We start from the raw sequence: 13496 nt of genomic DNA, 5'->3' as shown, positions 1-13496 counted from the left end.
GAAGCAGGCGCTGCGCAGCGCACCCAAGAAGGTCGTCGCCAGGAAGGCTCCGGTCGCCAAGAAGTCCATCGGCGCCGCCCGTTCCGTGCCGATCGTGGTCGGCCATGACACCATGAAGACGCGCCGCACCCTGAAGGTCGGCAACAAGAGTTACGCCTATTACAGCATCAAGGCCGCTGAAAAGGCCGGCCTGGGCGATCTGACCCGGCTGCCCTATTCGCTGAAGGTGCTGCTGGAAAACCTGCTGCGCTATGAAGACGGCCGCAGCGTCACTGTGGACGACCTCAAGGCCGTGGCCCAGTGGCTGAAGGACAAGCGTTCAGACCGCGAGATCGCTTATCGCCCGGCCCGCGTGCTGATGCAGGACTTCACCGGCGTGCCGGCGGTGGTCGACCTGGCCGCCATGCGCGATGCCATGACCCATCTGGGCGGCGATACCAAGAAGATTAACCCGCTGTCGCCAGTTGATCTGGTGATCGATCACTCGGTGATGGTGGACCACTCCGCGGCCAAGAGCGCGTTCCAGAAGAACGTGGACCTGGAATACGAGCGTAACGGCGAACGCTACGCCTTCCTGCGCTGGGGCCAGACCGCCTTTGACAACTTCCGCGTCGTGCCGCCGGGCACCGGCATCTGCCATCAGGTGAATGTCGAATACCTGGCACAGACGGTGTGGACCGGCCTGGACGGCAAGAACGAGGTTGCCTACCCGGATACTCTGGTCGGCACCGACAGTCACACCACCATGGTGAACGGCCTGGCTGTGCTGGGCTGGGGCGTGGGCGGCATCGAAGCCGAAGCCGCCATGCTGGGCCAGCCGATCTCCATGCTGCTGCCGGAAGTCGTCGGCTTCCGCCTCTCGGGCAAGCCGAAGGAAGGCACCACGGCCACCGACCTGGTGCTGACCGTGACGCAGATGCTGCGCAAGAAGGGTGTCGTCAACAAGTTCGTCGAATTCTACGGCCCCGGCCTGGACGAGCTGTCGCTGGCCGACCGCTGCACCATCGCCAACATGGCGCCGGAATACGGCGCCACCTGCGGCTTCTTCCCGGTCGACGAAGAGACCATTGCCTATCTGAAGGCCAGTGGCCGCGACACCGATCGCGTCAAGCTGGTGGAAGCCTATGCCAAGGCACAGGGTCTGTGGCGTACCTCCAAGTCGCCGGATCCGGTCTTCACCGATACGCTGGAGCTGGATCTCTCCACGGTCGAGCCCTCGCTGGCCGGCCCGACCCGTCCCGAAGGCCGCGTGCCGCTGAGCCGGGCCGCGGTCGAGTTCAAGGACGCCATGGGGAATTTCTACGGCAAAAAGACCGCCGTCGACTTCCGCGCCAAGGTTGAAGGTTCAAACTTCGACCTCGGCCATGGCGACGTGGTGATCGCCGCCATCACCTCCTGCACCAACACCTCGAACCCGAGCGTGCTGCTGGGTGCCGGCCTGCTGGCGCGCAATGCCCTCAAAAAGGGCCTGACCACCAAACCGTGGGTCAAGACCTCGCTGGCACCGGGCAGCCAGGTGGTTACGGACTATCTGGCCAAGTCGGGTCTGCAGAAGGACCTTGATACCCTGGGCTTCCAGGTTATCGGCTATGGCTGCACCACCTGCATCGGCAACTCTGGTCCGCTGCCAGACAACATCTCGAAGGCCATCACCGATAACGACTTCGTCGTCGGCGCCGTGCTGTCGGGCAACCGCAACTTCGAAGGCCGCGTCCACCCGCTGACCAAGGCGAACTACCTCGCCTCGCCCATGCTGGTGGTGGCCTATGCGCTGGCCGGCAACCTCAATATGGACGTCGCCAACGAGCCGCTCGGCTATGACAAGAAGAACAAGCCGGTCTACCTGAAGGACATCTGGCCCTCGAACAAGGAAATCGCCGCCAACGTGCGCAAGTACGTGACCCCGGCGATGTTCAAGAAGCGCTATGCCGACGTGTTCAAGGGCGATCCGAACTGGCGCAAGATCAAGGTCGAGGGTGGCCAGACCTACGGCTGGGACAACAAGTCCACCTATGTGCAGCATCCCCCGTATTTCGAGGGTATGAGCGCGACACCGTCGGCGATCACCGACGTCAAGGGTGCCCGCCTGCTGGCGATCCTGGGCGACAAGATCACCACCGACCACATCTCGCCCGCCGGTTCGATCAAGAAGGATGGTCCGGCCGGCAAGTACCTGACCGACCATGCCGTGCCCTATGCCGACTTCAACTCCTACGGTGCCCGTCGCGGCAACCACGAGATCATGATGCGCGGTACCTTTGCCAATATCCGTCTCAAGAACGAGATGGTGCCCGGCACCGAAGGCGGCATCACCAAGCACATGCCGGCCGGCGAGGTCATGTCGATCTACGACGCCGCCATGAAGTACAAGGCCAGCGCCACGCCGCTGGTGATCGTGGCCGGTAAGGAATACGGCAACGGCTCGTCGCGCGACTGGGCGGCCAAGGGCACCATCCTGCTGGGGGTGAAGGCCGTGATTGCCGAAAGCTACGAACGTATCCATCGTTCGAACCTGGTGGGCATGGGCGTGCTGCCGCTGCAGTTCCTCAACAACACCACGCGCTTCGATCTCAAGCTCGACGGTTCGGAGAAGTTCGACATCTCCGGCATCGCCGTGGGCCTGAAGCCGCGCATGAAGACGCCGGTGACCATCACCCGCGCCGACGGCTCGACCCAGACCATTGAGGTGCTCTGCCGCATCGATACCCTGGATGAGATCGACTACTACAAGAACGGCGGCATCCTGCATTACGTGCTGCGCAACCTGGCCAAGGCCGCGTAAGCGCAATACTGCAAACTGCAGATACGAAAACGGCCGGGGAAACCCGGCCGTTTTTTATTGTCCTGTTCCCGACAAGATCATTTCAGGTCGATCAGCTCAACATCGAAGATCAGCGTGGCATTGGGCGGGATCACGCCGCCGCCGGCGCCCTGGGCACCATAGGCGAGGCCCGGCGGAATGATGAGCGTGCGTTGGCCGCCGGTCTTCATGCCGACGACGCCTTCGTCCCAGCCCTTGATCACGCGACCGCCACCGAGCGGGAAGGCAAAGGGCTGGCCGCGCGTGCGCGAGGAATCGAACTGGCGGCCCTTCTCGCCGGCGATGTAGAGCCAACCGGTATAATGCACGGAGGCCGTCTGGCCAGGCCGGGCCGTTTCGCCATTCCCGACTTTGACATCGACATAGCGCAGGCCGCTGGGCGTGGTCACTTCCTGCTGGGCCGCAGCCGGCAGGGCGGCCAGCAGACCGGAAACAACAGCAGCGACAGCAAAAACGCGACGAGACAGAGACATTACCGGTAGCTCCTCAGGGATTATGATGCGGAAAAATTGCCGTCGGAATGCGGCGACAGCGTGGCAGGTCACCCGCATCAGCGGACGCTGACCAGCTCGATCTCGAAAAACAGCGTGGCGTTCGGCGGGATGATGCGGCCGTTGCCGCGAGCGCCATAAGCGAGATAAGGCGGAATGATCAGGGCGCGTTTGCCGCCGATCTTCATATAGGTAACGCCCTCATCCCAACCCTTGATCACCTTGCCCTGGCCGAGGGCGAATTCGAACGGCTGGCCGCGCTTGTAGGAACTGTCGAACATCCGGGTCGGCTTATTATTTTCCCATATCCACCCGGCATAGTGCACGGACACCATCTTGCCCGGTTCGGCCTTGGTGCCGGTTCCGACCACGACATCGCCGATGCGCATTCCAGACGCAGTCTGGCGCAGGTTTACGGCCTCTTGCTTACCGCCAAGGCCGATCGCCCCCAGCAATGATGAAAGCACTCCCATATCTTGATGATACCAAGCAAATTTACCGCTGCCCAGAGTTGTCACAGCCTGTCGCCCCTAGCGACTCGCGGGAGCCGACGAGTCGACTACAGCGGCTCAATCCACCGTTGCGGGCAGGTCGCATTCATCGAGTCGTCAATTAATCCGTATCAAGATTAATATTTGCCGTGGCCGATATGGCCAGATCGATGCCCTCGGCCGCCAGGAAGCCGCCCATATGCTCGCGCAGCTCGGCCCAGCGCAGGATTTCCAGCCGGCCATCGGCATGCTCGACCAGGGCTGTACAGCTTTCAACCCAATCGCCATCGTTGCAATAGAGGATGCCGTCGATCTCGCGGATTTCGGCATGGTGGATGTGCCCGCAGACCACGCCGTCCACGCGACGGCGCCGCGCCTCTTCGGCAATGGCCTGCTCGTAGTCGGAAATGAACTCCACCGCATTCTTGACCTTGTGCTTCAGATAGGCCGACAGCGACCAGTAAGGCAGGCCCATGCGGCGGCGGATGTGGTTGAACCAGGTGTTGAGATCAAGCGCAAAGCCGTAGGCGGCATCGCCAAGCAGCGCCAGCCATTTGGCGCAGGTCACAATGCCGTCGAAATGATCGCCATGGGTAACCAGAAGCTGCCGCCCGTCCGCCGTCTGGTGAATCGCTTCCATCTGGACAGTAATGCCGCCGAACTGCAGCCCCACCCCCTCGATAAAATCGCGCAGGGCCTCATCATGATTGCCCGGCACATAAATGACCTCGGTGCCTTTGCGCGCCTTGCGCAGCAGCTTCTGCACCACGTCGTTATGGCTCTGATTCCAGTACCAGGAGCGTTTGAGCCGCCAGCCGTCGACGATGTCGCCGACCAGATACAGCGTGTCGGACTCGGTATGTTTCAGGAATTCCAGCAGCAGATCGGCCTTGCAGCCGCGCGTGCCCAGATGGATATCAGAAATCCATATGGTGCGGTAACGGGCGGGAAAGAGCGCCATGTTCATCGGTCACCTGCTGGTGAATCGCCATGTTCGGCAATGCGTTGGCGGGGAAGATGAATCCTGCCTCTTATGAAGTCCCGTGAATTTTCAATGACCGATGTGACGGTTTGGCGACACTCCCCGATCGGTCAAAAAAGCCAAAGAAAAAGGGCCTGCCACATGTGGCAGGCCCTGAATCCTCAATCCTGTCAGAACAGGATCAGACGGCTTCCTTCAGCACCTTCGAAGCGCGGAAGGCAACCTTCTTGGAGGCCTTAATCTTGATCGGCTCGCCGGTCTGCGGGTTGCGGCCGATACGGGCGGCGCGCTTGCGGACCTGCAGAATACCGATATCGCCCATGCGGACGCGCTCGCCCTTCTTCAGCGACTTGGTGATGGCGGCGAAGAAGTCCTCGAACAGGGCGAGGGTCAGCTTCTTCTGCAGCTCATGCTTCTCGGCCAGCGTGGAAGCGATCTGCTTCGCGGTGACGGTAACCGTCTTGGTGGCGGCGGCTGCCTTAGCCATGATTTCTCTCCTCAGAGTTGATGCGTCAGATGTTGTTTTTCAACGAATCGGGGGTTGATTCCCGAATCCTGCATAGCACCGCCCTCGGGTTTTGCCCATCGGGGAATGCATAAAAATCCGCTAGACATGCGGTTTTCTGACCACTCGGGCGAATCGGAACCGCCAAACACGCGGGTTTATGGCACCCGGCACCGGCCCGACATGCAATTCAGCCCCGGCTGGCGCGAAATTTTGACGCGACCAGAAAGCTCAAAACCGACAGGATACCGCAACCGACCATGGTCCAGATCATCGGATACTCGCTCGGGTCGTGATCCTGGCCATACCCGACCAGCAGGGCAGCAGCGGCTCCGACAAGCATCTGCAGGGCCCCGGAGAGGCCGGCCGCAGCCCCTGCGGCACGCGGGTTGACCGAGACCGCCCCGGCGGTGCCATTGGGCAGGGTGAGGCCATTGGACACCGCCACGACCATCATCGGCAAGAAGATGCCGGGAAGACTGAGGGCACCCAGCCAACTGGTCAGGGACAGGGCCGCAATGCCAAGCACCCCGGTCAGTGCGCCAGCCGCGAGCATGCGGTTGATACCCACCCGTGCCGCAAAGCGGCCGGTGAAGAAATTGCCGATCACATAACCAACCGAAACCACCACAAACCACAGACCGTAATCCGAGGCCGGATGGCCCATGACGGTCACCACCACGAAGGGAGCACCGGCAATGAAGGCGAAAAACACCCCGGAGGTGAAGCAGGTCTGTAACGCATAACTGCAGAACAGCGGCGAGCGCAGCAGCATGGCATAGCCACGCAAGAGCGAGGCAGCCCCCTCGCCTTCGCCCCGCTGCGCCAGGGTTTCAGGCAAGGTTAGGATCACCCAGACAAAGACGCCCAGGCCAACCAGGCTGCAAAACCCGAAACTGGTACGCCAACCCGCCATGGTGTCGAGATAGCCGCCAAGCGCCGGAGAGAGCATCGGCGCCAGACTCATCGCCATCGCCACATAGCCGATCATGGCAGCCGACCGATCACGATCATAGAGATCGCGGATGATCGCTCTTGCCAGCACCAGTCCGGCACAGCCGCCAATGGCCTGCAGGGCACGTCCGAGCATCAGAAGAGTAATCGATGGTGCCGCCACGCAGGCCAAGCTGCCGACACAATAGATGCCCAGCCCCCAGAGCAGTACCGGCCGCCGCCCGTACCGGTCGCTGAGCGGTCCATAGACCAACTGGGCAGCGCCCATCCCGACCAGATAGAAGGTGAGCGTCATCTGGACCAGGCCGTAATCAACGGCGAAATACTTCGCCAGGCCGGGCATGGATGGCATGAAAATGTTGAGCGCCATCGGCCCAAGCGCCGACATGGCGACAAGTATAGCAACAGAAGGCTGGTGGCGGGCCGGGGGAGCGGACATCGGGACGCGATACAGGAGCAACGGAATGAGACGCACCATATAACGCCGATCATGGCGCGAACCAAGCCGCGGGTCAGCGCGATATCCGATATAAGTCAGCTCATACAGCCTTGCGCCATCATCTGGCGGCGCAAGTCCGCCCGGAGTCCGCCATTAGAAGACGGGAGGCCGCAAACGAGGCGGCCTCCCGCGATCCGAACGATTACTGGCCAGACCAGCTATTTAGAACTTCCCGCTTGCCCTTGCGCTGATCTTCTGGCGACAGCTTGTAGTTATGCCCGAAGGGTGCAGATTCGAATGAGCCATAACTGGGATTGGCGATCATGATCCATTCACGGCCCCAGCGCTCCTTGTTGTCCGTGAATATCTTCAGCCTTTCCGCCTCGCTGCCGCGGAAGCCGTCGTGAAAATCCCCGAAATTATCGCCGATATTGAGCAGCACGCGATATTCAGCCGTAACAACCGCTCGCCGCGTGCCTTTGACCGAACCCCACTCGGGTTTCTTGCGCGCGGACAGGAAAGTGTCGACATTGCCACCCATGGGGAAGCCATATTTTTCCATGACCTTGCGGGTTGCCGGCTCTTCCTCGAAGGTGCGGTTGCTGATGTAGAAGACCTTCACGCCTTTGGAGTCAGCGTATTTCGCGAAATCGACAGCGCCATCAATCGGCGTCGAAGTCTGCGAATTCACGAAGGTCGTCCAGGTTTTCGGATCGAACGTCTTGTCGTTCAGCACCATCCAGGCCTGATAACCGGAATTGTCGAGGAGCGTCTCGTCGATGTCGAGGATGACCGCCGGCGGCAATGCCTGGAAATTGCCAGTCTGCTCGGCCGGGGCTGCCGTCCAGGATTTATCGGCCAGGGCCTGATCCAGTCGAATTCTGGCCAAGGTGAAAGCCGTCAGCGCGTTGGCTTTATATTCAACAGACCGCTGCATCCACAACGTGGCATTCAGGTTGTCATGCGGCGCCGGACCATCGGCCGCGAAAGCAGACGTCGCAGCAAGCACCAAAGCCGCTGCCGCCATCAGGGATCGTATGTGATGTGTTTTACCCATAACCTTGCCCTCCTGTTTTCCCAATGAATGTTACAATCTCTGCGCTTTCGATGCGCGGACTCGCTGTTTCAGGCCGTCCCGCAGATCGGCATTGGCGAATGCCGCGTCCAGGGCTGTTTCGGTAATCGCCGTCAGCGCGGCGGCATCGAGGCCGAAATCAATCAACGCCGCAGCATATTCCCGCCCGATCGAAGTCTTGAAGAAGGGCGGATCATCGGAATTGAGGGTAACCCGCACACCGGCATCGAGCAGGCGGCGCAGCGGATGCGTGGTGACATCCGGGTAAAGGCCCAGTGCCAAATTGCTGCCGGGACAAACCTCCAGCGTGATGCCACGACGTACCAGATCCCGGACCAGGGCCGGGTCTTCGCTGGCCCGCACGCCATGGCCGATGCGGGCAACCGGCAGGCAGCGGATCGCATCGCGCACGCTCTCCGGGCCGCCCACTTCCCCAGCATGCACTGTGCAGGGATAACCCGCGTCGGCCGCCATCCGGAAAGCCGGCGCAAAATCCTCACACCGGTATTGCAGTTCATCGCCGCCCATGCCGAAACCGACAACATAGGGATGCGGTTCTGCAATCATGCTCCGCACCACAGCGCCCGCACGATCCGGTCCCAGATGGCGCACGCAAGTCACGATGATTCGCCCGACGATATCGAATTCGGCACGGGCGGCATCGATTCCGGCAGCCAGACCCGCCAGATGATCGGCATAGCTCATGCCGACGGCCGCAGCATGATCGGGGGAAGAGAAAACCTCGACATAGACCGCGCCTTCGGCGGCGCAGTCGGCGAGATAGCGGTACATGATATCGCGGTAATCTTCCGGCCGGCGCAGGCAGGCGCTGACGCCGTCATAGGCCCGCAGGAAGCTACCGAAATCATGCCAAGCATAGCCTGTATCGCCATGAAAGAGGTCGTCAGCCAGAATGATGCCGTTCCGGGCCGCGATATGTCGCACCAGATCCGGCGCGATCGCCCCTTCGATATGGCAATGCAGCTCGGCTTTCGGCAAAGCTGCGATACTCATGCGAAACCCCGGGGCGGCAGATCCGGTCGCTGCAGCCAGTTTTCGGCCGGATAGGCCGCCACGCCATCGATCAGATGCAGGGCATAGGCATGACGCGGCAGCGTCGAGTGGTTGGCACCGCTCGCATGGGGCAGCAGGCCATGCAGAACGATCAGGCTGCCACGTGGCGCTTCCAGCAGCACCGGACCGGTCGACGGCCAGGGTGCAGGAGACTCATCGACCATGCGGGCCGTATTGCCCTCCCGGACGAACCGTTGCCGCAGCGGGCCGCGATGCCCGCCGGCCAACGCGACCATGCAGCCATTCTCGGCTGTGGCATCATCCAGAGCCAGCCAGAAACCGACGACACTGGAAGGTCGGGTGTAGAGGAAGCTCGCATCCTGGTGCCAGCCAACTTCTGCGCCGATCTGCGGCTGCTTGAAGATATACATCGACTGCAGCAATACCGGTGCCTGCAGGCCAAGATCGGCAGCCAGCGCCGCACAGTGCGGGGAACGGGAAAAAGCGTTGAAAACAGGATCAAGGTCATGCAGCGCATGGCCGACCTTGTTAATCGTCAGCGCCTTGTCGCGGGTCAGATTGCCGGATGCATCGAAAGCGTCGGGCTCGAAGAAGAACCGGACCTTGTCGCCAGAATGCAGAAAATAGCGATCATCGCCATGGGACTGGTCGGCAGCCGAAAACACGGTGCGGATGCCGGCCGGATCGAACTGCTCCACCAGAACCGCCATGCGCTGCTGCAGGGCATCGCAGTCCTGAGATGTCGCAAAGCCATCCAGGATCAGGAAACCGTCACGAGCGAAAGCCGCTTTCATATCAGCGTCGAGACGCCCATCCGGCCGGGCTGCGAAACGCTGCCGCGCAGGTGTGGCGATGGAGGCTGCAATCGTCATGGGAAACAGGGTTCGCCATATTTTAGCGGGGCGATCCCAAAATGGCCTGCCAGAGTCTGCCCCATATCGGCAAAACTACGACGCAAGCCCAGATCGCGGCTATGCAGGCCAGGACCAAACCACAGCATCGGCACATGTTCACGCGTATGATCACTGCCGGGCCAGGTCGGATCACAGCCATGATCGGCCGTGATCAGCGCAAGATCACCGGGCCGCATACGAGCCTGAAATTCTGGTAAACGCCGGTCGAAGGCTTCCAAGGCGGCGGCATAGCCGGCCACATCGCGGCGATGGCCGAACAGGCTGTCGAAATCGACAAAATTGACAAAGACCAGGCTGTTATCGGCGGCCGTATCAGCCTGTGCCAGCAATGTGTCGAACAGGGCCATATTGTCTTTGGCGGCAATCTTCTGCGCGATGCCGCGATGGGCAAAGATATCCGCAATCTTGCCGACCGAAATTACCTGACGGCCGGATGCCGTCAACCGATCCAGCAAGGTGTCGTCATGTGGCGGTGTCGTCAGGTCTTTTCGGTTGGCGGTGCGCTGGAAGGTATCGGGCGATTCACCGATAAACGGCCGGGCAATCACACGACCGATATTGAAGGGCTCCAGCAGCGCCTTGGCTGCCTTACAGACGTCATACAGACGTTGCAGACCGAAATACTGCTCATGCACCGCGATCTGGAACACCGAGTCCGCCGAGGTGTAACAGATCGGTTTGCCGGTACGGATATGTTCCAGCCCCAGCTCCTTGATGATCTCGGTGCCGGAAGCATGGCAATCGCCAAGAATCCCGGGCAGGTCGCACCGTTGCATCAGAGCAGCGATCATGTCCGGCGGGAAGCAGGGCGTGGTGCGCGGAAACAGGCCCCAATTAAACGGCACCGGCAAACCGGCCATTTCCCAGTGGCCGCTCGGCGTGTCCTTGCCGACACTGCATTCAGCCGCGCAGCCATAGGCGCCGGTAATTGCGCCGTCGAATTCCAGTCCGGGCGGCAGGCGTCCGGTGCTGGTCCTGGCGGCCAGGCCAAGACCAAGGCGCGCAAGATTGGGCAGACGCAGCGGGCCCTGGCGCAGGCCCGGCTTGTCGGCCCGGCCATTGCTGCACCAGTCCGCAATATGGCCAAGCGTATCAGTACCCAAATCGCCATAGGCTTCGGCATCGCCGGCAGCGCCTAGGCCAAAGGAGTCCATCACCAGAATAAATGCTCGCGTCATGGTACCGGCTCCTGTACCCCCTGCTGCGTCATTACTCCTGTATCGATGCGCGACCGGATCACCGGACTCGCCGCCAGGGCAGCATCCCCGATGCTGATTGCGGCCTGCAACTCGACAATGGCGGCAGCGGCAGCGGCTTCGGTGGCAGCATGAACCATGGCCAGCGGCGCCCCCGCCTGTACGGCTGAACCAACGGGCTGAATATGGGTCAGACCCACGCCCAGGTCGATAGTATCGCTGGCGCGTCGACGTCCGCCGCCCAGACCAATCACGGCCACCCCCACGGCGCGAGCATCCATGCGCTGGATATAACCCGCTTTTGGTGCCGGGCAGGGCCGCTGCACCGGTGCCGATGGCAGATAATCTGCAGCTTTGGTCAGGATATCTGTCGGACCACCGAGCGCCACGACCATGCGGGCAAAATGTTCCGCAGCCTGACCACCGGCCAGCACCGCCTCCGCCTGCTGCAGTCCCTGCTGAACCGATGCCGCAAGACCACCGAGCACCAGCATCTCGGCCGCCAGCGCCATGACCACCGCATGCAGACGCGGCTCCCGGCTCGCGGGGTCGACAAGATAGGCAATGGTTTCCGCGACCTCGACAGCATTTCCCGCAGTGTGACCCAGCACCTGATCCATATCGGTGGTCAGCGCGACGGTTGGCAGGCCGGCGCCATTAGCAACCGCGACAATGCTTTCAGCCAGTGCCTTTGCCATGGCCGGGTCTGCCGCGAACGCACCCGAACCGGTTTTCACATCCATCACCAATCCACCAAGGCCGGCGGCCAACTTTTTCGACAGGATAGAAGCAGTTATCAGTGGGATCGATTCCACCGTCGCCGTCACGTCGCGAATGGCATAGAAGCGCCGGTCGGCCGGCGCCAGGTCGTCAGTCTGGCCGATGATGGCGCAGCCAGCCTGCTCCACGACGCGACGAAAGGTCGGCAGATCCGGATTGGTAGCGTAGCCAGGAATGGAGCCTAACTTATCGAGCGTGCCACCGGTATGCCCCAGACCACGACCGGAGATCATCGGCACAAAACCACCGCAGGCCGCCACGATGGGCGCCAGCATCAGGCTAACCTTGTCGCCGACGCCGCCCGTCGAATGTTTATCCAGGATCGGCCCCGGCAGCCGGAGATCCTGCCAATCAATCACACGACCCGACTGCGTCATCTCGCGGGTCAGCGCTACACATTCAGCGCGGGTCATGCCGCGAAAGAATACCGCCATGGCAAAGGCAGCCACCTGTCCTTCGCTCAGGCTGTTGTCCGCAATGCCGCACACCATGAAGGCAATCTCTTCGGGTGAGAGCGCCATATTATCGCGTTTGCGACGGATGATTTCCTGCGGCAGCAGCATCACACGGCCTCCCGCGTTACGGCCGCCGCAAGGAAAGCCTTCAGGATCGCCTGCATGTCGGCGGCAGCCTGGCGCGCTACTGTCACCGTCTGCTCATGGCTCAGCCTGACGCTGCTCATTCCCGCCGCCGCATTGGTGATGATCGACAGCGCCGCCACCGGCAGGCCGAAATAGCGCGCGAGGATCACTTCCGGAACGGTCGACATGCCGACGGCATCGGCGCCCAGGACCTTGGCGGCGCGGATTTCCGCCGGTGTTTCAAAACTCGGCCCGCAGAACCAGATGTATGTGCCTTCATGCAGCTGCACGCCGGCCGCATGCGCGGCCTCCTGCAGGCGGCGACGCAGGGCCGGATCATAGGCATCGACCATGTCGACAAAGCGGCGGTCGCTGGTGCGATCGAACAGCGGTGAAACACCGGTGAAATTGATATGATCGGTGACCAGCATGATGCTGCCCGGCGACATATCCGACTTCAGGCTGCCCGAAGCATTGGTCAGCAACAACGCCTCGCAGCCGATCTGTTGCAGGACCTCGATCGGCAGGGCCATCGCATCGGCACGGCCATGCTCGTAGTAATGCGAACGGCCCTGCATCAGGGCAACCGCACAACCGCCGGCATGGCCCAGCACTAGCCGGCCGGCATGCCCGCCAACGCCGGGTTGCGGGAAGCCCGGCAGGTCGACATAGGCGACTTCGGCCAGTTTCTCGATGGTATCGGCAAAGCCGCCAAGCCCCGAACCCAGCACGATACCGTAACGCGGCCTGAAGCCGGCCGGCACGGCCGCACGAATCGCAGCCAGGGCAGCGGTCTGCACGCTCATGACCGCCTGCCTTTCGGACTGAGGTTTTTCGGCCCGAAAGAGACCGGCAGCAAGGCACCGAACGTGAAGCTCTTGCGCCAGCCACGTGGCCCGCAGATATGCACAGCAACACTGTCGGCCGAGAATTCACGGAGACGCTGGCGGCAGCCGCCGCAGGGTGTGACCAGGGCCGTGCCTTTGCCCATGACCAGGATTTCGGCAATACGGCGTTCGCCATCACCCACCATGGCGGCTATCGCCGAGGTTTCTGCGCACCAGCCCTGTGGATAGGCGGCGTTTTCGATGTTGCAGCCGGCATAAAGCTTGCCGTTGCCGCCACGCAGCACTGCGGCCACGGGAAAATTGGAATATGGCGCATAGGCACGGCCCAGCATCTGGCGCGCCATGGCAATCATTTCTGCAGAAGGACGGGGAAGCGCCGCCATC

13 protein-coding genes are annotated in these 13496 nt (G+C 61.8%); 1 reads left to right on the top strand and 12 read right to left on the bottom strand.

Features of this window, described 5'->3' with window-relative positions:
* The first annotated feature begins 112 nt into the window (after positions 1-112).
* The gene (gene acnA, locus AC1ROT_RS14750) at positions 113-2782 is read left to right on the top strand and encodes an aconitate hydratase AcnA (protein WP_492972210.1); all 2670 of its coding nucleotides are present in this window, start codon (positions 113-115) and stop codon (positions 2780-2782) included.
* Between the two features lie 77 nt (positions 2783-2859).
* Here acnA and AC1ROT_RS14745 read toward each other — a convergent pair whose 3' ends face one another.
* From AC1ROT_RS14745 to cdd, 12 genes are all read right to left on the bottom strand, one after another.
* The gene (locus AC1ROT_RS14745; protein ID WP_492999908.1) at positions 2860-3294 is read right to left on the bottom strand and encodes an FKBP-type peptidyl-prolyl cis-trans isomerase; all 435 of its coding nucleotides are present in this window, start codon (positions 3292-3294) and stop codon (positions 2860-2862) included.
* 77 nt (positions 3295-3371) lie between these two features.
* On the bottom strand, positions 3372-3830 hold the full coding sequence (locus AC1ROT_RS14740) for an FKBP-type peptidyl-prolyl cis-trans isomerase (RefSeq protein ID WP_492971820.1): 459 nt from the start codon (positions 3828-3830) through the stop codon (positions 3372-3374).
* 94 nt (positions 3831-3924) lie between these two features.
* Entirely contained in the window at positions 3925-4770 is an 846-nt protein-coding gene (locus AC1ROT_RS14735) for a UDP-2,3-diacylglucosamine diphosphatase (RefSeq protein WP_492999906.1), read from the bottom strand.
* Between the two features lie 196 nt (positions 4771-4966).
* Entirely contained in the window at positions 4967-5272 is a 306-nt protein-coding gene (locus AC1ROT_RS14730; protein WP_492971822.1) for an HU family DNA-binding protein, read from the bottom strand.
* 208 nt (positions 5273-5480) lie between these two features.
* Positions 5481-6683: a multidrug effflux MFS transporter gene (locus AC1ROT_RS14725; protein ID WP_492999904.1), complete on the bottom strand. Its 1203-nt coding sequence runs from the start codon at positions 6681-6683 to the stop codon at positions 5481-5483.
* A 202-nt stretch (positions 6684-6885) separates the two neighbouring features.
* On the bottom strand, positions 6886-7710 hold the full coding sequence (locus tag AC1ROT_RS14720) for a 5'-nucleotidase, lipoprotein e(P4) family (RefSeq protein ID WP_492999903.1): 825 nt from the start codon (positions 7708-7710) through the stop codon (positions 6886-6888).
* 60 nt (positions 7711-7770) lie between these two features.
* Positions 7771-8772, bottom strand: a complete 1002-nt coding sequence (gene add / locus AC1ROT_RS14715; protein ID WP_492999901.1) for an adenosine deaminase — start codon at positions 8770-8772, stop codon at positions 7771-7773.
* Positions 8769-9665 (bottom strand): phytanoyl-CoA dioxygenase family protein, encoded by an 897-nt coding sequence (locus tag AC1ROT_RS14710; RefSeq protein ID WP_492999899.1) that lies wholly within the window; start codon positions 9663-9665, stop codon positions 8769-8771. The genes add and AC1ROT_RS14710 overlap by 4 nt, the downstream gene beginning before the upstream one ends.
* Entirely contained in the window at positions 9662-10885 is a 1224-nt protein-coding gene (locus AC1ROT_RS14705) for a phosphopentomutase (RefSeq protein ID WP_492999898.1), read from the bottom strand. Before AC1ROT_RS14705 ends, AC1ROT_RS14710 begins: the two co-directional genes overlap by 4 nt.
* Positions 10882-12246 carry a thymidine phosphorylase gene (gene deoA / locus AC1ROT_RS14700; RefSeq protein ID WP_492999896.1) on the bottom strand — a complete coding sequence of 455 codons (1365 nt, stop codon included), beginning with the start codon at positions 12244-12246 and terminating at the stop codon, positions 10882-10884. The genes AC1ROT_RS14705 and deoA overlap by 4 nt, the downstream gene beginning before the upstream one ends.
* Positions 12246-13070, bottom strand: coding sequence for a purine-nucleoside phosphorylase (locus tag AC1ROT_RS14695; RefSeq protein WP_492999894.1), 825 nt, complete (start codon positions 13068-13070; stop codon positions 12246-12248). Before AC1ROT_RS14695 ends, deoA begins: the two co-directional genes overlap by 1 nt.
* The gene (gene cdd / locus AC1ROT_RS14690; RefSeq protein WP_492971830.1) at positions 13067-13495 is read right to left on the bottom strand and encodes a cytidine deaminase; all 429 of its coding nucleotides are present in this window, start codon (positions 13493-13495) and stop codon (positions 13067-13069) included. Before cdd ends, AC1ROT_RS14695 begins: the two co-directional genes overlap by 4 nt.
* Between the last annotated feature and the right edge of the window lies 1 nt (position 13496).

It is taken from the genome of Ferrovibrio sp. GW821-FHT12E11, from assembly GCF_058806975.1.
The sequence above is the reverse complement of the archived record's forward strand: the minus strand, read 5'-3'. Positions and strand labels throughout refer to the sequence as shown.